Origin of the sequence: Thermaerobacter sp. PB12/4term, assembly GCF_003403315.2 — a bacterium.
Classification (GTDB): domain Bacteria; phylum Bacillota; class Sulfobacillia; order Thermaerobacterales; family Thermaerobacteraceae; genus Thermaerobacter.
Window position 1 is genome coordinate 2,799,829 of sequence record NZ_CP048407.1, and the last position, 21,087, is coordinate 2,820,915.

The window sequence follows — 21,087 nt, forward strand, 5'->3', positions numbered from 1 at the left end:
CTGGGGCGTGCGTTGCCGGCCCGGGCCCGGCTTGCCTGTACCCCGTTCCCTAGCCCGCCGCGTAGCGGGTGGTGTCCAGGTTGCCGAAACGGCCGAACTCCTTCAGGAAGTATAGCTTGACCGACCCTGTGGGGCCGTTGCGCTGCTTGGCCACGATGATCTCCACCACGTTCTCGGCAGCGTCCTCCGGGTTGTGGTAGATGAACAGCACCACGTCGGCGTCCTGCTCGATGGCCCCCGACTCCCGCAGGTCCGACAGCTGCGGGCGCCGGTCCTGCCGCTGCTCCACGGCGCGGCTCAGCTGGGACAGGGCCAGCACCGGCACCTTGAGCTCCCGGGCCAGCGCCTTGAGCGACCGCGAGATCTCGGAGATCTCCTGCTGGCGGCTTTCGGCACGGCCCCGGGTGTGCATGAGCTGCAGGTAATCCAGGACCAGCAGGCCGATGTCGTGTTCCGCCTTCATGCGCCGGGCCCGCGCCCGTACTTCCATGATGGAGAGGTTGGGCGTGTCATCGATGAACACCGGCAGCTCGCTGAGCCGGCCGATGGCGTCGGTGAGCCGTGGCCAGTCGTCCTCGGCCAGCATGCCGGTGCGGAGACGCTGCTGGTTCAGCCGCGCCTCCGCCGCCAGGAGGCGCATGGCCAGCTGGTCGCGGGACATCTCCAGGCTGAAGACGCCCACGGGATAGCCATGGGCGGCGGCGTGGGCCACCATGTTCAGGGCAAGGGTCGTCTTGCCCTGGGAGGGCCGCGCCGCCAGGATGATCAGCTCGGACGGGTGCAGGCCCGCCAGCATGCTGTCCAGGTCGCGAAAGCCCGTGGGCACGCCGATGGTCTCGCCCTGGTGCAGGTAGAGGCGCTCGATGTGCTCGAAGGTGTCCACCAGCACGTCGCGGATGGCGGCATACCCCTGCCGCCGGCGGTCCTGGGCGATGGCGAAGATGGCCTGCTCGGCCGCGTCCAGCTGTTCCTCCGCCGGATCCTGGCCCTCGTAGGCGCGCCGGGCGATGTCCGTCGCCGCGGCCACCAGCCGGCGCAGCAGCGCCTTCTCCTCGACGATGCGGGCATAGTGCTCGGCGTTGGCCGCCGTGGGGACGGCATTGGCCAGGGATGTCAAATAGGTCAGCCCGCCGACCCGTTCCAGCCAGCCCCGCTGGCGCAGGGCCTCGCTGAGGGTGATGGTGTCGACCGCTTCCCCGCGCTCGAAGAGTTCGGCAGCCACCTCGAAGATGCGCTGGTGGGCTTCCCGGTAGAAGTGGGAGGGCTCCAGGATCTCCAGGACCCGGGCCAGGGCCTCGCGATCGATCAGAATGGCGCCCAGCACCGATTGCTCCGCTTCCACATTCTGCGGAGGAACCCGGTCGGGTGGTGGCAGGGTGCTCACGGTCTCACGCCTCCGGGCGCACCACCACGGTGATGCGGCAGGTCACCTCAGGGTGCAGGCGCAGGACCACGTCGTAGGAACCCAGCTGCCGCAGCGGTTCCGGCAGCTCGACCCGCTTGCGATCGATCTTGACGCCGAAGGTCCGGGCCAGGGCCTCCACCACGTCCTGGCTGGTCACCGAACCGAACAGGCGGCCGCTCTCTCCGGCCCGCGCGCGCACCTCCACCGCGCGGCCGTCCAGCCGATGGGCCAGGGACCGGGCCTGCTCCAGCTCCTGGCGGGCGCGCCGCTGCCGGGCCGCCTCCTGCTGCTGGATCTGGTTCAGCACCTCGCGGGTGGCCTCCCGGGCCAGGCCCTTCGGCAGGAGGAAGTTGCGGGCGTAGCCGTCGGCCACGTCCTTGATGTCGCCCTTGCGGCCAAGCCCCTTGACGTCCTGCAGCAAGACCACCTTCATGTTTCTCGCCCCCTGCCCTCAGGTACCGCCCCGTCCCTCCGCCGGCGGCCGCCCGGCGCCTGCCGGCGGCCATCCGGCGCCGCTGCAGGCCGGGTGGGCCAGCCGGCGGTCCGGGTGTATGGCTTTCACCCGGATCCCTGGCCCGTCTCCTGCGGCCGCCCGCGGCGCTCCAGGTGCTGGCGGATGGCGCTCAGGTCACCGAACCGGTCCTCCAGATAGTGGCCGCTGAGCGCCTCCGCGGCCAGGCGGCGGGCCACCTCGGCGTCCAGGCGTTCCAGTGGGATGCCCCAGCGGCGGGCCAGGGCGTAGACCGTGATCTGCAGGGCAGCCAGGGTTTCCAGCAAGCGTGCCGGCTCCCGTGCCACCCCGGCACGCAGCACCGCCCCGGCGGCCGCGACCAGCTCGGCCTTGAGCCAGTCCAGCACCTGCAGGCTTTCGGTGATGTCGAGCCCCGGCACCGGGTCGTCCACCGCTGGTGCTCCTTCCTTCTCCCCCGGGCGTGGTCGCCGCCACGGGGCGGGCGGCCCCAGGGCTTCTTTCCTTCGGCGACGCCCGGGTGGTTCCCTTTGCCCGCCGTACCCGTTGACAGCCGGACGGTCCGGCCCGCTGATGCGCCGCTGCCGGACGGCGGCGCCGGCGATGCCCGGCCCAGCGACAGGGAAGGCCCGCCGGTGGCGGGCCCTGACCTGGCGTGAGCTGCCGCGATCGGCCGGTCCGCCGCCGGACCGGTGCATCACGGCCGGCCGGAACCCAGCTGCGGCACCGGCTTACCGGGTCGCGCCGGGCCGTGCGGCGCGGCGCTGGTGAACGGCTCACGCCCTGCGAACGGTTTACTCGATGGTGAACGGCAGCAGGGCCATGATGCGCGCCCGCTTGATCGCCCGGGTCAGCTGGCGCTGGTGCCCCGCGCAATTGCCGGTGATGCGGCGCGGCAGGATCTTGCCCCGCTCCGTGAGAAACTTGCGCAGGCGGGCGCTGTCCTTGTAGTCCACCACCGCGATGCGGTTGACGCAGAACTCGCAGACCTTGCGCCGCTTGCGCCGGTCACGGCGCCCCATGATGGCTCCAACCTCCTCAGGATTCAGAAGGGGATGTCGTCGTCCGGCAGGCCCGTCACGTCGCCGAAGTCGGCCAGGTCCTCGCCTGCCGGGGAGCCGCCGCCGGGAACGGCCCGCTCCCCGCCCGGCCCCCGGTCAAGGAAACGGACGTCGTCAGCCACCACTTCGGCCACGCGCCGGCGCTGGCCGTCCTGGGTCTCGTAGCTGCGGACCTGCAGCCGTCCCCGAACGGCCACCAGGCGGCCCTTGCTCAGATGATTGGCACAGGTCTCGGCCAGCTTCCGCCAGACGACGATGTCGATGAAGTCCGCCTCGCGCTCGCCCTGCTGGTTGGCAAAGGGCCGGTCGACGGCCAGCGTGAAGCCCCCGACCGCCACGCCGCTGGGCGTGTAGCGCAGCTCGGGATCGCGCACCAGGCGGCCGATCAAGACCACCACATTCAGCACGGGAGCGACCTCCTTGCCGCGCGGCCCGTCTCCAGGCCCTATCCGGCCGGCGCAGGCTTCGGGGGCCGGCACCGCGGGTGCCGACGCCTCCGGGCACGCGCCCGCGGCGGACCTTGTCGCCCGGCGGCCCTCAGGCCACTTTCTCGCGCAGCACGATGATGTGGCGGATGATGTCGTCGGTGATGCGGATCACCCGCTCCAGCTCGTGGGTCACCCCGGCAGGGCCCTGGAACTGGACCACCGTATAGTGCCCCTCGCGGTAGCCGGCGATCTCGTAAGCCAGCCGGCGGCGGCCCCACACGTCCACCTGCTCGACGGTGCCACCCCCGTCGGTGATGATCTTCTGCAGGCGGTCGAGGAGCGCCTTTTCCGCCTCCTCGTCCAGGTCGGGGCGGGTGATGTACATGAGTTCATAGGCGCGCACGACGGCACCTCCTTCCTCCGGACAAATGGCCCCCGTCCGGTTGCCGGGCGGCAACGGCGGGAGCAGGAAGGCTCGTGGAAGCCTGTTGGCGTACCCGATGGGGATCGCCGGTGCTGATGCAATGGAAAGGACCCGTGGGCCCGGCAACCGGTGCCGGACCACACGCTAACTCTAACCCCGGCCCGCCTCAGGTGTCAACGCGTTCTGCTGCCCGGCTCCCTAGGCGGCGCACCCGGTCCACGCCAGGGCCTGTGGCACCGGGCGCTGCCCGGCCGCCGCACCCGTCATGGGGCCGAACCGGTTCCCTGGGCCGGGTCCTCCTGGGGCGGGCGGTTGGGCCCGCCCAGCACCTGGCGGACCGCCCGCTCGAACTTGCGGCGGGGCATCATCACCAGATGGCCGCAGCCGAGACAGCGGATGCGAAAGTCCATCCCGACCCGCAGGACCTCCCAGCGGTCCGAACCGCAGGGGTGGGTCTTGCGCATGCGGACGATGTCTCCCAGATAGAACTTCATCGGTCCCGCCATGATGGGCTCCTCCCCACGGTGCCGCCCCGCGGCGCGCAGTGCGCCGGGCACCGCGCCGGCGGCGCCCGCCGGGGCCCGGCCGTCCCGCCCCGCAGGGAGCCGGGCCGTGCCGGGCTGCGGCGGTCCCGGGCGGTCCCGGGTCGGAACGTTCAACGGGACCCGGGTGCGGGCAAGCGCCCATGCCCCAGGGCGGCCCAGACCCCTTCCCCGAGGGCCAGCAGGCCCGCCGCCAGCCGCGATTGCTCCAGCCCGGTCCACCACGCCGGATCGATCCAGCCGGGTGCCAGGCCGGCCAGCTGGCGGGCCAGCAGCAGCAGGCCCGCCAAAAGCAGCGCCCCTTCCAGGCCGCCCGCCACCACCCCCAGCAGCCGGTCCCAGCCGCCCCAGCCCCGGTGGTGCACCGTGCCCGCCAGGCGGCGGGCGGCGGCCGACAGCACCAGGCCTCCGGCCAGGGGGAGGCCGTACAGGGCCACGTCGGCGATGACAGCCGAGGCCAGCACCGTGGCCAGCAGGTTCGCCACCGTCGTCTGCCCCCCGGCGGCCCGAGCGGCCTCCCGCAGGGCATCCGCCCACTCTGCCCGGACTCCCGGCGGCAGGGGCATGGCGTCCAGCACATGGAGGACGCGCAACAGGTAGGCTGGCTGCACCGGAGCCCGAGCCACCTCCGGCGGCAGCCAGGCCGCCGCCGCCGGCTGAAGCAGCTCGGCCAGGCGGGGCAGCAGCCCGGTACGGGCCGCCCACGCCTGTACCGCGGCCGCCCGGGTGGCGACGAACCAGGCGGCCGCGGCGAAGCTCAGCAGGCCCGCCGTCGCCACCAGGCCGCCTCGCCGGTATCCCTGCCAGGCGGCGACCAGGATCATGGCGGCCAGACCCGCATCCAGGGCCCAGGCCCCGGCCCCCGGGGCGGGCCCGCCGGTACTGCCCCCCACGACCTGTTGCCTCCCTGCCTCAAGGCCCCGGGCTCAGGACGAACCCGGCGGGAAGCGGCCACCCAAGGCCTGCCGCATCACCAGCCGGGAACCGTTCGCCATCAGGGCCGCCCGCCGGGGGCTACCTCGGGCCGGCCACCGCGGTAGCCGGTCCTCTAGGCGCCCAGGTAGGCGGCCTGGACCCGCGGATCGTCGATCAGCCGGGCCGCCGGGCCCTCGAGGGCCATTCGCCCGCTTTCCAGGACGTAGGCCCGGTGGGCGATCTGCAACGCCTGGTGGGCGTTCTGCTCGACCAGCAGGATGGTCACGCCGTCCCGCTGGTTGATTTCCTTAATGGTAGCGAAGATTTCCCGGACCAACAAAGGGGCCAGGCCCAGTGACGGCTCGTCCAGCAGCAGGAGCCGGGGCCGGGTCATCAGGGCCCTGCCGATGGCCAGCATTTGCTGCTCGCCGCCCGACAGGGTGCCGGCCAGCTGGTGCTGTCGCTCCTCGAGGCGGGGGAACCTGGCAAACACCTCCCGCATCCGGGCCTCCACATCGCCCCCGCTGCGCACCGTGTAGGCACCCAGCTCCAGGTTCTCGCGGACGGTGAGGGGAGCGAACACCCGGCGCCCCTCGGGAACGTGGACCAGGCCCGCCGCGACGATGCGGTGGGCCGGCCACTGGGTGATCACCCTACCGTCGTAGACGATGCGCCCCGACCGGGGCCGGATGAGCCCGCTGATGGTGCGCAGGGTGGTGGTCTTGCCGGCACCGTTGGCACCCAGCAGGGCGACGATCTCCCCTTCCCCCACCTCCAGGGAGAGGTCCTGGACGGCCTTGATGGCGCCGTAGGCTACGTTCAACTGTTCCACCGAAAGCAGCATCAACCCGCCTCCTCCCCCAGGTAGGCGGCGATCACCGCCGGGTTGCGGCGCACCTCATCCGGGGTGCCCACGGCGATGGTGCGGCCGTAGTCAAGGACCACCACCCGCTCGCAGACACTCATCACCACGTCCATGTGGTGTTCGATGAGCAGCGTGGTCAGGCCGAACCGGCGGTGAACCTCTTCGATCAGGTCCCGCAGTTCGCGGGATTCGCTGGGGTTCATCCCCGCCGCCGGCTCGTCCAGCAGGAGGATGCGGGGCCCCGTGGCCAGGGCCCGGGCGATCTCCAGCCGCCGCTGCTCGCCGTAGGGCAGGTTGCGGGCCAGCTCCTCGGCCCGGTGGGCCAGGCGCAGGGTGTCCAGCAGCTCCAGGGCCCGCCGGGTCACCGCCTGTTCTTCCGCGTGAAAGCCGCGGGTGCGCAGGATGGCCGGGATCACGCCGGTCCGGGTACGGGAGTGGAAGGCCGTCCGCACGTTGTCCAGCACGGTCATGTTGCCAAAGAGGCGAATGTTCTGGAAGGTGCGCGCCACCCCCAGCTGGGTGATGCGATGCGGCTTCAACCCCGCGATGGGCCGGTGGAACAGGCGGATCTCACCGGCGGTGGGGCGGTAGATGCCCGTGATCAGGTTGAACACCGTGGTCTTGCCCGCGCCGTTGGGCCCGATCAGTCCCACCAGCTCCCCCTGGCGCAGGGTGAGGTTGAAGCCCGCCAGGGCGACCAGCCCTCCGAAACGGATGCTGACGTCCCGGCACTCCAGCACCACGGGCAGCGCGCCGGTGTCCAGGCCGGCCTGCTCCCCGGCGGCGTCCGGCTCACCAACAATCCCCGGGTCGCCGGGAGCGGCCGTGCCGCCGGGTGTGAACGTGCCCGGCCGGGCGCCGGATGCGGCAGCCGGGGCGGTCCCGTACGGTTCCGCCGTGCCGTAGCCGGCATGGGTGCCGGTGTTGCGCGCCTGTTCTTCTTCCCGGGGTTCCCGTTGCACGCCCATCACGCCTGCCCTCCTCTGGCCACACCGCGCTGCCGGCCGGCACCGGCGAGCAGGCGCCAGGCCCGGCCCAGCTGGTCCCAGGTGAGTTCGACCCCGCCCAGCAGGCCGCGCGGCCGGACCAGCATGACCACGATCAGCAGCACGGAGAACAACACCATCCGCACCGCCGGAGGGTCGATGGACGGGGGCAGGTGCAGCGCCTGCATCCAGTTGGGCAGCGCCTGGTTGGTGTAGGTGAAGAACACGGCAGCGGCCACCGCCCCCGTGGTGCTGCCCATGCCGCCGATGACCACAATCACCAGGATGAACACGGAGTTCATGAAGCCCGCTACGGCGGGGTTGAGATAGAGGTACTGGTGCGCATACAGCCCCCCGGCCACCCCGGCCAGCATGGCGCTGATGGTGAAGGCCAGCACCTTGTAGCGGGTGGACGGAATGCCCATGGCCTCGGCCGCCACCTCGTCCTCGCGGATGGCGATGCAGGCGCGGCCGTGGGTGGAATGGACGAAGTGCCAAACCACTTTGATGGCCAGAACGGCCACCAGGTAAGTCCAGGCAAAGTTCGTGTGCCGGGGAATCCCGATCAGCCCCTGGGCGCCGCCCACGTCGATGACCCGGTCCCCCACAGGCACCTCGTTGATCAGGGAGAGAAGGACGCTGATGATCTCGCCAAAGCCCAGGGTGGCAATGGCCAGGTAGTCGCCCCGCAGCCGCAGGCTGGGGATACCCACCAGCAGGCCCGCTACGCCTGCCGCCACGGCCCCCGCCAGCAGCGCCGCCGGAAAGGGTACGGAAAAGAACTTGGTCAGGATGGCCGCGGCGTAGCCGCCCACCGCCATGAAACCCGCATGGCCGATGGACAGCTGCCCGGTATAGCCCAGGATCAGGTTGAGGCTGACGGCCAGGATCACGTAGATGCCCGCCTGGGTCAGGACCACCAGCAGGTAGCGGTTGCCCCCTACCCAGGCCAGCAGCAATTCATAGATCCCGACGATCACCGCCAGCTGCAGCAACCAGCGGCCGATGACCACCGGCCACGGCGTGGCCCGCAAGGGTCCGGCTGTCGTTGCCGGTGCCAGCTCGCTCACCGCACGACCTCCTTCGGCGCTAGACCTTGTCGTAGACCCGCTCGCCCAAAAGACCGGTGGGCTTGAAGAGCAGCACGATGATCAGGACCAGGAAGGCCACGGCGCCGGTGAGTTCCGAACGGACGGACGCAACCCCTACCTCGGCCATTCCCATGAGCAGGCCGCCCAGCATGGCGCCGGGAATGCTGCCGATGCCCCCCAGCACCGCCGCCACGAACGCTTTGAGTCCGGGAATGATGCCCATGAAGGGGTCGATCCGGGCATAGGTCACGCCGACCAGCACCCCGGCACAGGCCGCCAGGGCCGACCCCAGCATGAAGACGGCGGCGATGATGCGGTTGACGTCAATGCCCATGAGCCGTGCCGCGTCCAGGTCGTAGGCCACGGCGCGCATGGCCTTGCCGACCCGGGTGCGCATGACCAGATACTGCAGTCCGGCCATCATCACCAGGGCGATGAGGAAGGCGACACCAAAGCGGAGGTTGATGACGATCCCGGCCAGGTCGACCTGGCGCAGGGGGATGAGCCCCGGAAAGGGGCGGGGATTGGGCCCGGCGATGATCTGCATCAGGTTTTCCAGCAGCAGGGAGACGCCGATGGCCGTGGTCAGGGCCGCCAGCCGGGGCTGGTTCCGCAACGGCCGGTAGGCGGTGCGTTCAATCAGGGCACCCAGCAGCGCACAGCCCGCCATGGCCGCCACCAGGCCCGCCGCGAACAGCACCAGCGCCTGGCCCGGCGTGACGTCGCCGGCAGCGGCCGCCGCCGTCACGGCAAAGGCCACGTACGCGCCCACCATGTACACGTCGCCGTGGGCGAAGTTGATCATCTTCACGACGCCGTAGACCATGGTATAGCCCACGGCGATGAGGGCGTAGATCGCGCCCAGCTGCAGCCCGTTGATCAGCTGTTGCAGGCCATAGATGCCCACGTAGGCGGCGACCAGCAGGACGAGCAGGGTCAACACGCCCCACCGCCGTACCCTGGCACCCTCGGCCACCTTCTGCACCGTTGTCTGTGCTGTCGTCTGCACCGTTGCCGACCCTCCCGACCGCCGGGAAGCTTGGCGCCGCCCGGACCCGGGCGGCGCCGCCCCCCTCGTGTGCGGTCATGCTTGCCGGCCGGTGGCGCCCGTGGGGGCCGGGAGGGTTCTCAGCCTCCGCCCTGCGTGTGGGCCGCCGCCGGCCTGCCCCGGTGTCACTGGGGCGAGACGGTGGTCACGTACTTGTGCCCTTCGGAAGTGGTCTGCAATACCACCGCGTCCTTGATGGGGTTGTGGTTTTCGTCGAAGGAGATGGTGCCCGTCACGCCCTTGAAGCCCTGGGTCTGCTCCAGCGCGTCGCGGATCTGGGCCGGGTCGGTGGGATCGCCGCCGCCGTCGATCACCCGCTGGATGGCATCCAGCAGCAGGTTGGCGGCATCGTAGCCCAGAGCCGCCAGGGCGCTGGGGTCTTCACCGTACTCCTGGCGGAAGGCTTCGACGAAGGCCTTCGACTCGGGATTCTCCTGCTCGATGGAGTAGTGGTTGGAGAAGTACCCGTCCAGGATGGCCTCGCCGCCCAGCTCGTAGAGCTTGCTGTCGTCCCAGCCGTCGGCCCCCAGCAGGGTCGCCTTCACACCCACCTCGCGGGCCTGCTGGGCGACGACGCCCACCGGGTCGTAATAGTCGGGCAGGAAGAGCACGTCCGGATTGGCCTGGGCGATGCTGGTCAACTGGGCCCGGAAGTCCTGGTCACCCGTGCGGTAGGAGTCTACCTTGACCACCTGGCCGCCCATCTCCTGGAAGGCCGCCTCGAAGGACTTGTACAGGCCCTCGCTGTAGGGGTTCGCCATGTCGTAGAGGATCGCCGCCGTCTGGGCGTTCAGCTCCTCGCGGGCGAACTTGGCCATGACCTGGCCCTGGAACGAGTCATAGAAGCAGGCCCGGAAGATCCACTTCTTCCCCGGCGTCAGGGAGTCCGCCGTGGAGGTGGGCGAGATCATCACGACGCCCTGCTGCTCCAGCACCTCGGACACCGGGATGGAGATGCGCGACGAGACCGACCCGATGACGGCGACCACCTGGTCCTCGGTGACCAGCTTCTGTACCCGGGCCACCGCTTCGGTCTCGTTGTTCTTGTCGTCCTCCACGATGGGGTTGATGGTGTAATTCCCCACCTTGTTGCCCTTCTGCTTGATGGCCAGCAGGGCCCCGTTGCGGGTCTGCTCACCGAACTGGCTGATTTGCCCGGTCAGCGGCATGAGGAGGCCGATGTTGATCGTGCCGCCACCCTCGCCGCCGCCTCCCCCGGCCTCTCCCCCGGAGCTGGGCGCGCCGCCGCCCCCGCCGCAGGCCGCCAGCAGGAGCGATGCCGCCACCAGACCGGCCAGGACCGCCCGGCGCGGCCAGCGCTTGGACCTTGCACCCACCCGACAATCCCCCCTGCATGAAGTTTAAGTCCCAACATTCAACGAAAACTGGACAACTCCTGCAGTCTGGATGAGCTATTCGCATGCGGAGCTCGGAGATGCGATGGATTCCGCCCATGGGCCTGGGAATCGGAACCGGTTCGGGCTCCGGGCTGTGTTTGCGCCCCGGCCTGGCCGACGGTCCGAGCCCCCGCCGCTCTCCCCCACCGCTCCCCGCCCTGGCTGGCGTTGCAGGCGTTGCGGCCGCCAGGTGCCCCCTTGCGCGGGCCACTGAATACCCTGCCGCGCGCCGGCCATATACTTCAGCGGTGTCCCCCGGCAGTTCGGGCTTCTGCCCTGGCCCGGCCAGGGATACCGGTTCTGGCGGGAGGGAGCCGGCGTGCCGCGACGTGACACCCCACAAGCCCAGGAGGGCCCGGCCCTGCCTCCGTTCCGGGCGGAACTGCGGGTCCGGGCAGAGGATCCCCGCGGATGGCAATTACTGGGCGAGACTCTGGCCGTCTGGCTGGAACAGCGGGGCAGCCGGCGCCTGGCTGTGGTCTGCATCGGCACGGACCGTTCCACGGGCGATGCCCTCGGGCCCCTGGTGGGCACCCTGCTCGCCCGCAGCGGGGAGGTGGCCCGGTATGAGGTGGTGTTGCTGGGAACCCTGGACGAACCGGTCCACGCCGGCAACCTGGACCAGGCCATCGCCCGGCTGGCCGCCCTGGAGACCGGCACCACCGTGCTGGCGGTGGACGCCTGCCTCGGGCGCAGCGAGAACGTGGGCAGTATCAGCGCCGGGCGGGGCGCCCTGCAGCCGGGGGCGGGCGTCAACAAGTCGCTGCCGGCGGTGGGTCACCTGTTCGTCACGGGCACCGTCAACGTAGGGGGATTCATGGAGTACTTCGTCCTGCAGAACACCAGGCTGGGACTGGTCCTGCGGATGGCCGAAGCCATCGCCGCGGGCATCGCCCTGGCCGCCCGCCTGCACTTTGCGCGGCCGGGCCCGGCGCGAGCCGCCGGCGGGGTACCCGTGGCCCTGAGGGCGACCCGCGACCTCCGGCCGGGCGGCGATGAGGCGCCCGCGGCGCCATCCACCGCACGGCGGGTGCCGGCCGGCGCCGGGTGGACCGCCCCGGCACCCGCCGGCACCGTCCCGGCCGGCGGGAAATCGGGCGGCCCGGGGTGCTCCGGCGCGGGCGCTGACGGTGCGGTAGAGGGGCGGCCCCCGGCAGGTGAACCGGTCCCGGGCCGTCCGGATTCGACCGCCCCCTTGCTGCTGACCCTCAGCCTGGTTGCGGCTTCCCAGCGGCCTGGGACCACGTCCGGGGACACGGCGGAAGCCACAGCCGGGAGCAGCGCCGCCCAGGGTTAGGGCGGCCTCCACCCGGCCGTTGCCCGCTGCAACGCCGGTCGCCGTAGCCGGGGGCAGCGTCCCCCGCCGGGGCCGGCGACGGAGCCGCCTCTAGTCGGAATGGGCCTTGCGGGGATGGAAGGGCGCAGCTTCCCCGGGCGGCCGGGAGGCTGCCGCCGCATGCCGTGCCGCGCCGGCCGGCACCACCACCGCCATGCCTCCGGGGTGATTGCGGTAACGCACCGGGAGGTAGCCTGCAGGCTCCCCGTCGGCGTGCACGGCCACCTGCTCGCGGCTGCGGATCTCCACCGTGGCCCCGCGGAGGCAGGTGACCAGGCGGTGCCGCACGTGGGTGCCGCGGAAGACCTTCGGAAAGACCATCAGCGTCTCAAGCTTCCCCAGGTCCCCGATGAGGAGGATGTCAAACTGGGCGTCATCGGGGGTCGCACCTGGGAGGATGTGCATGCCCCCTCCGTAATAGGGCGAGTTGCCGACCACCGTCATCAGGGACACGTGGCGGTGGACCCGGCCGTCCACGTGGATCTCCATCAGGACGTTGCGGTAGCGGCGCAGGGTGCGCAGCATGGAGAGGACATAGGGGAGGGCACCCCGCCCGGGACCGCCCTCTTCGTATACCCGGCGGGCGACCTCGGCGTCGAACCCGGCGCCGCTGACGTTGACGAAGTAGCGCCCGCCCTCGGCCGTCTCGAGATGGCCCAGGTCCAGCCGGCGCACGTGCCCCCGGGTCACCACATCCGCAATGCCCTCTGGCGTCGGGCTGATCTGGAGGCCGCGCGCCAGGTCATTCCCCGTTCCCAGGGGTACCACCACCAGGGCCGGGCCTCCAGGCCCCAGCCCGTTCACGGCTTCGTGGACGGTGCCGTCGCCGCCCGTGACCAGCAGCAGCTCCACGTGCCGCTCTCGGGCCCGGCGGGCCATCTCCCGGGCATCTCCGGGCGCCGCAGTATACCAGACCTCCGGGGAGACACCCCGCCGCCTCAGGGCGGCCTCGAAGGCCGGCCAGGTCCGGCCGGCCCGCCCCCGTCCCGCCACGGGGTTGACGATGGCCACGATCCCGGACAAGCGCATCGACTCCTCTCGCCACGGTGCGGCCAAGGCCGTCCGCTCCACAGCCCCCGCAATAGGCTGCTCCCGGCGCCATGCCGAGGCCGCATGTGTTCCCCGCGCTCCGGTCCGCTGGAGCCGGCCCGGGAGGCCCTTCCTGCCCTAGCGGGTCGAACGCGGCCCCGCCCGGCCCGGCGCAGGGGTGCCCACCGCCGGTGCCGGCGGCTCCCCCGCCAGAGCCCGCCGGATGGCCTCCCGCTCCTCCTCGCTAAGCAGATAGGGGGAACTGCCGCCGGCGATGGGCTTGGCATACGTCCGCGTTTCCTCCCGGCCCGCCAGGGTGGTGATGACGGCGCCGTTGCCGTGGGCGTCGAGCAGGGCGAGAGCGAAGCTCTGCTCCCCTCCGGTGTTGGGAAAGGCGTTGAACCGCACCACCGCCACGTGACGCACGCAGCGGGCCAGTTCTTCCGCCATCTCCATCACCCGCCGGCCGGTATCGTCCTGGGCCACCTCCAGGCGGTGCAACCGGGCCAGCACGTCCCCCAGGCTGGGTTCGTCGGGCTGGCGGGTGGCCGCCACGCCGTTCCGTCCCGGGGCGCGCAACCAGCGCTCCAGGGTGCGCAGGCGCCGGTGGGCGGCGCCGGCCCGCCAGGTCGCGATCAGGGCGATCACCAGGGAGGCGGCCGCCATCCCGCCGGGGCGGGCCGCGATGGCGGCCACCAGCTGCCGGAAGAATTGGATGAGGTCCTGCCATGAAAACGAAGCGAGAAAGTCCTGCATCCCTGTCTCCCTGCCGTTTCCGAGGGACTTAGAACGACGCCGCGGCCGGCGATTCCAGCCGGGCCAGGATGCGCTCCAGGTCGTCCCAGCTGTAGTATTCGATGACGATCTGGCCCCGCGGGCCGCGCCCCCGCAGGGCCACCCGGGTGTTCAGGGCCCGCTGCAGGCGGTCGATCAGGTCCTGCACTTCCGGTTCGGGCGCAGGCTGCTGGCTGGGTCCCGGACGGCGCCGGGGGGTCTTGCCCCCGTCCGCCACGCGCTGCTCCAGCTGCCGGACCGTCAGTCCCTCCGAGAGGACCTCCGCGGCCAGCCGGCGCATTTCCACCGGCGAGTGTACGCTTAGCAGCACCTTGGCATGGCCCGTGCTGAGCTTCCCCTCGGCCACCAGCCGCCGCACGTCGTCCGGAAGGGAGAGCAGACGCATCAGGTTGGCGATGTGGGAACGGCTCTTGCCAACCCGCTGGCTCACCTGCTCCTGGGTGAGCCCCAGTTCCTCGCACAGCATCCGGTAGCCCTGGGCCTCTTCGATGGGGTTGAGGTCCTCCCGCTGGAGGTTCTCCACCAGGGCGATCTCCATCATTTCAACGTCGGAGAACTCCCGTACCACCGCGGGGACCGTTTCCAGGCCTGCCGCCTGGGCGGCCCGCCAGCGGCGCTCGCCGGCCACCAGGCGGTACCCGTCGCCTTCGGGGCGCAGCAGCAGGGGCTGGACGATGCCGTGTTGCCGCACCGATTCCACCAGCTCGGCCAGGGCGTCGGGGTCGAACTGGCGGCGCGGCTGGTAGGGGTTGGGCTGGATGCGGTCGACCGGAACCTGCTCCACCTGCTGGCCGGCCGTCACGGCCTCCGGACGGACCCCGGGCAACAGGGCATCGAGGCCCTTTACATCGATCCCTCTAGCCAGCCCGCGCTTGTTCCTCGACATAGTCCACCACTTCCTTGGCCAGTTCCATGTACACCTCGGCCCCCCGGGACCGGGCATCGTACAGGATGACCGGCTGGCCATGGCTGGGGGCCTCCGACAGGCGCACGTTGCGGGGGATGATGGTCCGGAAGACCTTGTCCCGGAAGAACCGCTTGACCTCCTCCACTACCTGAATGGAGAGGTTGGTCCGGGCGTCGAACATGGTCAGCACCACACCGTCCAGCACCAGGCCGGGATTGAGGTGGGCCTGCACCGCCCGCAGGGTGTTGAGCAGCTGGCTCAGGCCCTCCAGCGCGTAGTACTCGCACTGGATGGGTACCAGCAGGCCGTCGGCCGCAGCCATGGCGTTCAGGGTGAGGAGCCCCAGGGACGGGGGACAGTCGATGAGGATGAAGTCATACCCGTCCTTCACCCCCTCCAGCGCCCGGCGCAGGCGGGTTTCGCGGCCAAGCATGCCCACCAGCTCCAGCTCCGCTCCCGCCAGCTCGATGTTGGCCGGGACCAGGAACAGGCCGGGGATGGCCGTCGAGCGGACCACCTCCCGCAGGCCGCGGTCATCGATCAATACATCGTAGATGCTCCGCCCAACCCGCCCCTTGTCCAGGCCAAAGCCGCTGGTGGTGTTGGCCTGGGGATCGATGTCGACCACCAGCACCCGCTGGCCTAGGGCCGCCAGGCACGCCCCCAGGTTGACGGTGGTGGTCGTCTTGCCGACTCCACCCTTCTGGTTCGCAATGGCGATAACCCGTCCCACGGGGTGAGTTGCCTCCTCCCGGCCGGGAACTCGGGGCCGCTACGGGTGACGGGCCCCGGCAAGCCTCCGGGTTGCGGCCGTCGCGGGCCTCTCATGCAGCGGCGGGGCATCCTAATGTTCCACGTGGAACACACCGGGTTCCTGCCGCGCCGTTGCCCGGACCCTGCCCTGTTAGGACCCGGGACGAACCCGCCCCGCGGCGGGCAGTAACCGGCCCCCAAACCTGGACGGCCCAGCTTACCAGGCCTCCCGCCCCGGCGTACCGCTCGCCCCACCCGAACCCGCTGCGGATCCTGACCCGCCAGCCCCTCCCTGGCCACCGCGGGCGGGTGCCGCCTTGGGGATGCGAATCCGCACCTCGATCCACTCGGCCTGCTCGGACTGCTCCACCTCGGCGGCCAGACCGGCCCGCCGCAGCGTCTCCACCCCAGCCCGCACGGTGTTCAAAAGGATCCGAACGTCTTTGATCGCCCGCAGCCCCTGCAGCCGCCGCTTCCGCCGCCGCGCCGGCGGTTCAGCCCTTCCGGCCGCCAGCGCCCGTTCCACTTCCTCTTCCAGCTGCCGAACGCTCCACTGCCCGGCGATGGCCAGCTCCAGCAACCGTTCCTGGTCCTCCGGGGTGGGCAGACGCAAAAGAGCCCGGGCGTGCCGCTCGCTCATCCCCGCCGCCACGATCCGCTGCCTCAGGCCGACGGGCAGGCGGAGCAACCGCAGCTTGTTGGCGACCGTCGACTGCTGCCGCCCCAGCATGGCGGCCAGCTGTTCCTGCGTCAACCCGAACCGCTGCAGAATATCCTGGTACGCCGCTGCTTCCTCAAAAAAGCCCAGATCCTCCCGCTGCAGGTTCTCCACCAGGGCCAGCACCGCTGCATCCTGGTCGCCCATGGTGCGGACCACGGCGGGTACCTCGTCCAGGCCGGCCAGCCGGGCCGCACGCCACCGCCGCTCGCCCGCCACCAGCTCGTAGCCGCCACCTGGGGCTGGCCGAACCAGCAGCGGCTGCAGTAAACCGACCCGGCGAATGGATTCGGCCAGTTCCGCCAGCGACCCCTCATCAAACTCCACCCTGGGCTGAAAGGGATTGGGCCGGATGTCCGCAAGCCGGATCCGCCGGACCGTCCCACCGGGCCGCCCGTCACCTGCCGCCTCCGCGGGGCTGCTGCGGCCATCTTCCCGGTTGCCGCCCATCCATGCCAGCCACTGCCCTGCCCGCATTGCCGACCTCCTCCAACCCCGGACGTCAGCCCACCCGCCCGCTTCCCGCCCCGGCCACCGGCCGTCCGGACCCTCTCCTGACGGTCCCGCGGGCTTCTCCCTCCCGCAATGGCGGCCGCCCGCCGCCCCAGCAGCCGGCCCTCCCCCGGCCATGGGGCCCCGGCCGGCTGCACACACCCCCTGCTGCACGACCCAACGCGGTCCAGCGGCCGTGCCGCCGGGCCCTTTGCGGAACCTGCTCCTCCTTCCGGTTTCCCCGCCGCCGGCCCTCGCCCGCCCGCCCCGCCCTGCCTCCCGCCTGGCGCAGCCCCTCCATGTCCGGCGCATGTCCGGCCCGCGTCACGACAGCGGCGCCTCGCACTGACAGTACCGCCCCGCATCACCCGGCCGCCGCTGCTGGCCTGGGCCGCCTCGGTGGCGTCGCCTTCCCTATTCCCCGAGGGGGCGGCGGGCCGGCAGTCCTGCGCGCCGTGGGTAGGCGGCAGGGGTGGGCTCCTCTTTCAGGACCTCGACCAGCACCCGTCGCCCCGCTCCCCCCGGAAGCTCCACTTCCCGCGGTCCAACCAGCCGGCCGCCTAACACGGCCGCCGCCCGCCCGCCCGCTTCCCACTCTTCCGCGACGCGCGGGCCCTTGTACGCCCACAGCCGCCCCCCGACCCGCAAGAGCGGCAGCCCGTATTCCAGCAGGACGTTGAGGGGAGCCACAGCCCGGGCCACCACCACGTCGGCCTGCTCCCTCCAGGCACCCGTGCGGCCCGCTTCTTCCGCCCGCACCGGCTCCACGGTCACCCGGCCGTCCAGACCCAGCACGGTCACCGCTTCGTGAAGAAAAGCAGCCTTCTTCACCTGGGATTCCAGCAGCAGGCCCCTCCAGCCGGGCCCCAGGGCCACCAGCAGGGGAATCCCCGGAAAACCTGCTCCACTCCCCAGGTCCGCGAGAAAACCCTCCGCCGCCCAGGGACCGGCGATCCCGAGCAGCACCAACGAATCCAGGTAGTGCCGCACCAGCGCCTCCGCGTCGTCCCGGATGGCGGTGAGGTTAAAGCGGCCCGTGGCCTGGCGAACCAGCTCCCAGTGGCGCCACATGGCGACCAAGGCATCCCTGGAGAGCCGCACCCCGCAGGCCGCCCCCAGGCGCGCCAGTTCGTCCTGCCAGCGCGGGCCGTCCACCGCTCCACCTCCGCCCCGAACCGCCGGGACCCGGCCGGCGGCTGCAAAAAAACGGCCGGCCGGCCTCAGGGCCGGCCGGTTCCCGTGCTGACGCCACCCCGACCCGGCCTGCGCGGCACGATCACGACCCGGCGGTAGGGTTCCGTTCCCGTGCTCTCCGTTCGCACCTCCGGGTGGTTCTGCAACGCCAGGTGAACCACCCTCCGCTCGGCCGCCGGCATCGGTTCCAGGGCCACCGGACGGCGGGTCCGCCGCGCGCGCTCCGCCATCCGCAGGGCCAGCCGCTCCAGGGACTGCCGGCGCCGCTCGCGATATCCCGCCACGTCCAGCACGACCCGCCGTTGCTCCTCGCTCACCCGCGCCGCTGCCACGTTGAGCAGGTACTGCAGGGCTTCCAAGGCCACGCCCCGGCGGCCGATCAGGGCACCCAGCTCCGGCCCGCCCTCCATCCGGGCCAGGATCCGGTCGGGCCCTTCCTCTACGGACACCTGCACCACCAGTCCGGCTGCCCGGGCCAGTTCCTCCAGAAAGGCCGCCGCAAACCGCGCCTTGGTCGGACGAACCCGGGCCTGGACCACCGCATCCCGCTGCCCCACCAGACCCAGGAACCCCCGGGACGGTTCGGCTACCACCCGCGCCTCCAGCGCCTCGCGGCCCACCCCCAGCTGGCGCGCCGCGGCCTCCAGGGCTTCTTCCACCGTGCGGCCGCGGGTTTCGATCCAGGGCCCGGCGCCTAGAACCTCACGAAACGCCGCGCTCATGCCCCGCCTTCCCCTTTCCTGCCGGTGCCGGCGCCGGCCGCCGGTTCATCAGAACCTGCTGGACGATGGAGAAGATGTTGCTGGTCACCCAGTAGAGTGCAAGGCCCGCGGGAAAGCTCCAGGCAAAGAAGGTCAGCATCGCGGGCATCAACACCAGCATGGTGCGCTGCTGGGGCTGGACGGAGGTCATTGAGGTCTTCATCTGAAAATACGTGGTCACACCGGCCAGGATGGGAAGAACAAACCAGGGATCTGGCTTGCCCAGGTCGGGAATCCAGAGAAACGAGCCGATACTGAAATCGCGGAAAGCGATGAACAGCGCGTAAAGGATGGGAAACTGGATAAGCAGCGGCAGGCACCCCGCGGCGGGGTTGACGTTATTCTCCCGCCACAGCTGCATGATGGCCTCGTTGGCCTTCTGGGGGTTGTTCTTGTATTTTTTTTGGATACGTTCCACTTCGGGCTGCAGCGCCTGCATACGCTGCATGGACCGCATTTGAGAGAAGGTAAGGGGCAAAAGCACGAGGCGGACCAGCACGGTGAACAGGATGATGGACAGGCCAGCGCTGCCGGTGGCGGACCGGCTCAGCTCCAACCCCGCCTCGATCAGGTCGACGAACCACTGCCACAACTGGCTCAAACCGGGGCGCCTCCTTCTGCCATCCCGGAGCCGGCCGCGGTGAACAACCCCTCGGCGGGGGATCCCCGGGCCGCCGTCGTTTCACAATCTTTTGCCAATTCGACCACGGGTATCCTGAATCCTTGCCCCGGCCGACCCCTTTTGCGCCTGCCCCGCGTCGTCACCCAGAGTCGTCGCCCAGAGCCTTGGACCCCGCGCTGTGATCCGGGCCACGGCCCATCACCCATCTCCCGGGAGAAAGCTGCGGAACGGGGTCATAACCGCCCGGCGCCCAGGGATGGCAGCGCAGCACGCGGCGCACCGCAAGCCACCCTCCCCGGAAGACGCCATAGCGCTCCACGGCCTCCATGGCATACGCCGAGCAAGTCGGTGTGTAGCGACAGGCAGGCGGCTTGAGGGGCGAGATCCACCGCCGGTAAAACCCCAGGAGCGCCAGAGCGACCCGCGTCAGCACATGCATCACCCCTCCCCCGCCCGCCCGTCCCGGGCATCGTCATCCCGGGCATCGCGAAGGCCCCCTGCCAGAGGGGGCCTCAGAATCCGCGCCTTGCGCAAGACGTCTTCCACGGCACGCCGCGCGGTCCCATAATCCATTCCCACCGCCGCATCGCGGGCCACGAACACCAGCCACCAGCCACCTTCCACCCGGGGGGCCAGCTGGCGGTAGGCCTCGGCCAGAAGGCGCCGGACCCGGTTTCGCCTGACGGCCTTGCCCAGCCGGCGGCCGACGGTGAACCCTGCCTGGCTCGTTTCGTCACCGGTGGCCCCGCCCGGTCGCCAAGCAAAAAGGACCACCCAGCGGTTGCTCCAGGACCGGCCCTGCCGCCGGACCTGGCGAAAGGCTTCACCGCGTCGCAGGCGCCAGGGCCGTGGCAGGCTCACGCGCCCCTCGCCTCACACCGCCAGGCGGTGGCGACCCTTGCGCCGCCGGCGAGCCAGGACCTTGCGCCCGCCGCGGGTGCGCATGCGCACCAGAAAACCGTGGGTACGGTGACGGCGCCGGCGGTTGGGCTGGAAGGTTCGCTTCATCCCATTCCACCCCGCTTTCCAAACCTGCGGGCCGGTGCAAAAGCCGCCGGAAACCAGACGGCAAGCCCGTTCCGGCGGCTCAAAAGCATGCCCATTATAGCGGCGCCTCCCGGACAGTGTCAACGCGACCGGGCTGTCCCGTTTGGGACACCCTGGTGAGGTCTCTCCTTCGCTTTTCCCCCACCAGCACCTACTGAAACTTTAGGCAGTCGGCGTCTCGGGCCACAGCACGGCCCGGCCCAGGCAAGAACCACCCGCCGCCTTCAGGGCCCGCCGCCCAGCGGCGGCCCCCCGGGCTTCATCTTTTCAGGCTTCATCCCTTCGGCGGCAGCTCATCCGTTCGCGATTGTGGAAGATCCCGGGCCTCTGCTATCATCTTGCCGCCGGCCCTCCATCCAGGCATCCGTCATGCCGCCGCCCTGCCGGGGTGGAGCCCCGCCGGGGTGGCCGCCGGCCGGGCGCCGTGACGTCCTTTCTTATTCACACCCTGTGGATAGGCTGTTGATAGATCGGCGCCGCGCAAGCGCCACCGACAGCGCCCGGCCCGGCTCGACTCCCCTAGCCGGCAGGAGACAGGCCGGGCGAGGGGGAACTAAACCGACCCATCCTTCGATGTCGTACAGGGGGCCGACAAGCTTCGACCTTCCACCACCCGCGCGGGTGGTGGAAGGGTCTTTTTGCGTTAGGGGCTCTGTGGATAGGTTGTGGATGAGCCGTGGACAAGCGGTGGGCACACCACCGGGCGGGTCAGGTACAGCGGCGCCGCGACGGCTCTGGACAGCCCACCACGCCGTCCCCAACTTATCCACAATCCGGACCCACCCGTTAGGAGGACCGTGCC

The 21,087-nt window shown here is 71.0% G+C and carries 25 protein-coding genes; 1 reads left to right on the plus strand and 24 read right to left on the minus strand.

The window, feature by feature from the left end:
- Positions 1–49 precede the first annotated feature (49 nt).
- The 13 genes from dnaB to DYI95_RS11860 form a co-directional block, all read right to left on the minus strand.
- Positions 50–1,384: a replicative DNA helicase gene (dnaB, locus tag DYI95_RS11800; protein WP_116899666.1), complete on the minus strand. Its 1,335-nt coding sequence runs from the start codon at positions 1,382–1,384 to the stop codon at positions 50–52.
- A 4-nt stretch (positions 1,385–1,388) separates the two neighbouring features.
- Positions 1,389–1,838, minus strand: a complete 450-nt coding sequence (gene rplI / locus DYI95_RS11805; RefSeq protein WP_116899665.1) for a 50S ribosomal protein L9 — start codon at positions 1,836–1,838, stop codon at positions 1,389–1,391.
- Between the two features lie 125 nt (positions 1,839–1,963).
- Positions 1,964–2,308, minus strand: coding sequence for a MazG-like family protein (locus DYI95_RS11810; protein WP_006902774.1), 345 nt, complete (start codon positions 2,306–2,308; stop codon positions 1,964–1,966).
- Between the two features lie 360 nt (positions 2,309–2,668).
- Positions 2,669–2,896 carry a 30S ribosomal protein S18 gene (gene rpsR, locus DYI95_RS11815; RefSeq protein WP_006902773.1) on the minus strand — a complete coding sequence of 76 codons (228 nt, stop codon included), beginning with the start codon at positions 2,894–2,896 and terminating at the stop codon, positions 2,669–2,671.
- 23 nt (positions 2,897–2,919) lie between these two features.
- Entirely contained in the window at positions 2,920–3,342 is a 423-nt protein-coding gene (locus tag DYI95_RS11820; protein ID WP_116899664.1) for a single-stranded DNA-binding protein, read from the minus strand.
- A 130-nt stretch (positions 3,343–3,472) separates the two neighbouring features.
- Positions 3,473–3,766: a 30S ribosomal protein S6 gene (gene rpsF, locus DYI95_RS11825; protein WP_006902771.1), complete on the minus strand. Its 294-nt coding sequence runs from the start codon at positions 3,764–3,766 to the stop codon at positions 3,473–3,475.
- Between the two features lie 284 nt (positions 3,767–4,050).
- A complete protein-coding gene (locus tag DYI95_RS11830) occupies positions 4,051–4,293 on the minus strand; it encodes a DUF951 domain-containing protein (RefSeq protein WP_116899663.1) in 243 nt (80 codons plus the stop codon).
- A 149-nt stretch (positions 4,294–4,442) separates the two neighbouring features.
- The gene (locus tag DYI95_RS11835; protein ID WP_116899662.1) at positions 4,443–5,222 is read right to left on the minus strand and encodes a CvpA family protein; all 780 of its coding nucleotides are present in this window, start codon (positions 5,220–5,222) and stop codon (positions 4,443–4,445) included.
- 155 nt (positions 5,223–5,377) lie between these two features.
- Positions 5,378–6,088: an ABC transporter ATP-binding protein gene (locus DYI95_RS11840; RefSeq protein WP_116899661.1), complete on the minus strand. Its 711-nt coding sequence runs from the start codon at positions 6,086–6,088 to the stop codon at positions 5,378–5,380.
- Positions 6,088–6,858, minus strand: coding sequence for an ABC transporter ATP-binding protein (locus DYI95_RS11845; protein ID WP_203530802.1), 771 nt, complete (start codon positions 6,856–6,858; stop codon positions 6,088–6,090). The genes DYI95_RS11840 and DYI95_RS11845 overlap by 1 nt, the downstream gene beginning before the upstream one ends.
- Positions 6,859–7,076: 218 nt before the next feature.
- Complete coding sequence (locus tag DYI95_RS11850) at positions 7,077–8,165, minus strand: branched-chain amino acid ABC transporter permease (RefSeq protein ID WP_116899659.1); 1,089 nt, start codon at positions 8,163–8,165, stop codon at positions 7,077–7,079.
- A 19-nt stretch (positions 8,166–8,184) separates the two neighbouring features.
- Positions 8,185–9,087: a branched-chain amino acid ABC transporter permease gene (locus DYI95_RS11855; protein ID WP_116899872.1), complete on the minus strand. Its 903-nt coding sequence runs from the start codon at positions 9,085–9,087 to the stop codon at positions 8,185–8,187.
- A gap of 272 nt (positions 9,088–9,359) precedes the next feature.
- Positions 9,360–10,571: an ABC transporter substrate-binding protein gene (locus tag DYI95_RS11860; RefSeq protein WP_116899658.1), complete on the minus strand. Its 1,212-nt coding sequence runs from the start codon at positions 10,569–10,571 to the stop codon at positions 9,360–9,362.
- Positions 10,572–10,950: 379 nt separating this feature from the next.
- Here DYI95_RS11860 and yyaC point away from each other — a divergent pair, with 379 nt between their 5' ends.
- Entirely contained in the window at positions 10,951–11,928 is a 978-nt protein-coding gene (gene yyaC / locus DYI95_RS11865; RefSeq protein ID WP_116899657.1) for a spore protease YyaC, read from the plus strand.
- Positions 11,929–12,018: 90 nt separating this feature from the next.
- Here yyaC and DYI95_RS11870 read toward each other — a convergent pair whose 3' ends face one another.
- The 11 genes from DYI95_RS11870 to rpmH form a co-directional block, all read right to left on the minus strand.
- On the minus strand, positions 12,019–12,990 hold the full coding sequence (locus DYI95_RS11870) for a diacylglycerol kinase family protein (protein WP_116899656.1): 972 nt from the start codon (positions 12,988–12,990) through the stop codon (positions 12,019–12,021).
- A gap of 144 nt (positions 12,991–13,134) precedes the next feature.
- Positions 13,135–13,752 (minus strand): DUF4446 family protein, encoded by a 618-nt coding sequence (locus DYI95_RS11875; protein ID WP_116899655.1) that lies wholly within the window; start codon positions 13,750–13,752, stop codon positions 13,135–13,137.
- 28 nt (positions 13,753–13,780) lie between these two features.
- The gene (locus DYI95_RS11880) at positions 13,781–14,677 is read right to left on the minus strand and encodes a ParB/RepB/Spo0J family partition protein (RefSeq protein WP_116899654.1); all 897 of its coding nucleotides are present in this window, start codon (positions 14,675–14,677) and stop codon (positions 13,781–13,783) included.
- Positions 14,649–15,431 (minus strand): ParA family protein, encoded by a 783-nt coding sequence (locus DYI95_RS11885; RefSeq protein ID WP_116899653.1) that lies wholly within the window; start codon positions 15,429–15,431, stop codon positions 14,649–14,651. The genes DYI95_RS11880 and DYI95_RS11885 overlap by 29 nt, the downstream gene beginning before the upstream one ends.
- Positions 15,432–15,668: 237 nt before the next feature.
- Positions 15,669–16,646, minus strand: coding sequence for a ParB/RepB/Spo0J family partition protein (locus tag DYI95_RS11890; RefSeq protein ID WP_116899652.1), 978 nt, complete (start codon positions 16,644–16,646; stop codon positions 15,669–15,671).
- A 429-nt stretch (positions 16,647–17,075) separates the two neighbouring features.
- Positions 17,076–17,816 carry a 16S rRNA (guanine(527)-N(7))-methyltransferase RsmG gene (rsmG, locus tag DYI95_RS11895; protein ID WP_116899651.1) on the minus strand — a complete coding sequence of 247 codons (741 nt, stop codon included), beginning with the start codon at positions 17,814–17,816 and terminating at the stop codon, positions 17,076–17,078.
- A 65-nt stretch (positions 17,817–17,881) separates the two neighbouring features.
- On the minus strand, positions 17,882–18,577 hold the full coding sequence (gene jag / locus DYI95_RS11900; protein WP_116899650.1) for an RNA-binding cell elongation regulator Jag/EloR: 696 nt from the start codon (positions 18,575–18,577) through the stop codon (positions 17,882–17,884).
- Positions 18,558–19,217: a YidC/Oxa1 family membrane protein insertase gene (locus tag DYI95_RS11905; RefSeq protein WP_116899649.1), complete on the minus strand. Its 660-nt coding sequence runs from the start codon at positions 19,215–19,217 to the stop codon at positions 18,558–18,560. The genes jag and DYI95_RS11905 overlap by 20 nt, the downstream gene beginning before the upstream one ends.
- Before the next feature lie 160 nt (positions 19,218–19,377).
- Positions 19,378–19,677, minus strand: a complete 300-nt coding sequence (yidD, locus tag DYI95_RS11910) for a membrane protein insertion efficiency factor YidD (RefSeq protein WP_203530805.1) — start codon at positions 19,675–19,677, stop codon at positions 19,378–19,380.
- Positions 19,677–20,099, minus strand: coding sequence for a ribonuclease P protein component (gene rnpA, locus DYI95_RS11915; protein WP_116899648.1), 423 nt, complete (start codon positions 20,097–20,099; stop codon positions 19,677–19,679). Before rnpA ends, yidD begins: the two co-directional genes overlap by 1 nt.
- Before the next feature lie 12 nt (positions 20,100–20,111).
- Entirely contained in the window at positions 20,112–20,246 is a 135-nt protein-coding gene (gene rpmH / locus DYI95_RS11920; protein WP_006902750.1) for a 50S ribosomal protein L34, read from the minus strand.
- Between the last annotated feature and the right edge of the window lie 841 nt (positions 20,247–21,087).

What these genes read in the sequence shown, in the direction of transcription:
- DYI95_RS11830 (WP_116899663.1), bottom strand. Translation starts at nt 4,293, where the DNA reads ATGGCGGGACCGATGAAGTTCTATCTGGGAGACATCGTCCGCATGCGC.
- DYI95_RS11880 (WP_116899654.1), bottom strand. Translation starts at nt 14,677, where the DNA reads ATGTCGAGGAACAAGCGCGGGCTGGCTAGAGGGATCGATGTAAAGGGC.
- DYI95_RS11890 (WP_116899652.1), bottom strand. Translation starts at nt 16,646, where the DNA reads ATGCGGGCAGGGCAGTGGCTGGCATGGATGGGCGGCAACCGGGAAGAT.
- rplI (WP_116899665.1), bottom strand. Translation starts at nt 1,838, where the DNA reads ATGAAGGTGGTCTTGCTGCAGGACGTCAAGGGGCTTGGCCGCAAGGGC.
- DYI95_RS11875 (WP_116899655.1), bottom strand. Translation starts at nt 13,752, where the DNA reads ATGCAGGACTTTCTCGCTTCGTTTTCATGGCAGGACCTCATCCAATTC.
- rpsR (WP_006902773.1), bottom strand. Translation starts at nt 2,896, where the DNA reads ATGGGGCGCCGTGACCGGCGCAAGCGGCGCAAGGTCTGCGAGTTCTGC.
- DYI95_RS11840 (WP_116899661.1), bottom strand. Translation starts at nt 6,088, where the DNA reads ATGCTGCTTTCGGTGGAACAGTTGAACGTAGCCTACGGCGCCATCAAG.
- yidD (WP_203530805.1), bottom strand. Translation starts at nt 19,677, where the DNA reads ATGCATGTGCTGACGCGGGTCGCTCTGGCGCTCCTGGGGTTTTACCGG.
- rpmH (WP_006902750.1), bottom strand. Translation starts at nt 20,246, where the DNA reads ATGAAGCGAACCTTCCAGCCCAACCGCCGGCGCCGTCACCGTACCCAC.
- jag (WP_116899650.1), bottom strand. Translation starts at nt 18,577, where the DNA reads ATGAGCGCGGCGTTTCGTGAGGTTCTAGGCGCCGGGCCCTGGATCGAA.